This window comes from Streptomyces huiliensis (genome assembly GCF_020037025.1).
Lineage (GTDB): Bacteria > Actinomycetota > Actinomycetes > Streptomycetales > Streptomycetaceae > Streptomyces > Streptomyces huiliensis.
Map to the genome: position 1 here is coordinate 1 of NZ_JAIQLH010000281.1, position 829 is coordinate 829.

At 80.1% G+C, this 829-nt stretch carries 1 protein-coding gene; it reads right to left on the reverse strand.

The window, feature by feature from the left end:
* On the reverse strand, positions 1 to 489 hold a 489-nt coding region (locus JNW98_RS31150; RefSeq protein WP_223771652.1), incomplete at its 3' end, for a DMT family transporter.
* Between the last annotated feature and the right edge of the window lie 340 nt (positions 490 to 829).

The following is an 829-nucleotide window of genomic DNA, read 5'->3' on the forward strand; positions in this document are numbered from 1 at the left end:
CCGCGCCCGGCCGCGCGGCCGTGTCAGGGCCACCGCCGTGCAGAGCGCCACGGCCGTCCCGGTGGCCGCGAGGGTGACGGCCCACCGGGCGCCGGGGGCCTGGTCGGCTCCCCCGCCCGGGGCCGCCGCCGCCAGCCCCAGTCCGAGCCCCGCCGCGACCATCAGCGACGCTGCCCACCCGGCCGCCGGCATGCGCCGCCGGGCGAAGGCGCAGGCGATGAGCAGGGTGAAGGGGAGTTCGGTGACCAGGATCGGCTGGACGAGCGACAGCGAGCCCAGGGTGAGCGCCAGCGCCTGGCAGGCCGCGGCACCGACGATCACGGCGATGCCGCCGAGCCACGCGGGGTTGCGCACCAGGTGCCGCACCAGCCGCACGCTGAACGCGTCCCCCTCGGGCACGGTCCGCGCGGCGATCCGCTGGAGCACGGTCCCGAGGGCGTTGCCGACGGCCGCGAGCAACGCGACCAGCGCGGGCGCCACGCCGTCCACTCGCCGCACCTCCCGTCCGCGCCGTCGACCTCACGGTGTCAGCGACGCCGGCCACAGTGCGGCAGCGGCGCCGCCGACGTCCGCCCGTCACCCGTCCGCCACGGCGGCTCCTGCCCCGCGGCGGGTCCGCTACACGGGGGCCGCACGGGGACGGCCCGTCGGTCGCACGCACCGGCCGAGGGCCGACGGGCTTCCCTGTCACGGCTCCCGCCCCGCGACCGGACCGTACGCGCGGGAACATCCGGGAACGGCCGGCCGGCCGCTCGCGTCGGCCGGCAGCCGGGTCCGTACAACGGCCACCGCCCCGCGCGGCCCGGGCCTCGGCGGCCGTGCGCGCGGG